At 67.9% G+C, this 252-nt stretch carries 1 pseudogene; it reads left to right on the forward strand.

From position 1 onward, the window contains the following. Positions 1-120: pseudogene (locus tag GSY69_RS15495) on the forward strand (IS30 family transposase); the annotation flags it as partial. Between the last annotated feature and the right edge of the window lie 132 nt (positions 121-252).

A 252-nucleotide genomic window follows, 5' to 3' on the forward strand; every position in this document is an offset into this window, starting at 1 on the left:
CTCACCACCATCGCCGAGGAGATCAACAATCGACCCCGCCGCCGACTGGGCTATCTCACGCCCACCGAGGCATTCGCTCGACTGCTCGCCGGCGAGCCCCATGTTGCTTCGACGCCTTGACATCGCCCGCTCGGTCTCGACCTTGACCTTGTCGGCCCGTAGCCGGGCGTTCTCCGCCTCCAACCGGGCGATCCTCACCGCCGCGGACTCGGTACCGGCCGACTTCGCGCCGCTGGAGGAGTGTTCTGGTGG

This window comes from Brevibacterium rongguiense (genome assembly GCF_009857845.1).
GTDB classification, from domain to species: Bacteria; Actinomycetota; Actinomycetes; order Actinomycetales; family Brevibacteriaceae; genus Brevibacterium; species Brevibacterium rongguiense.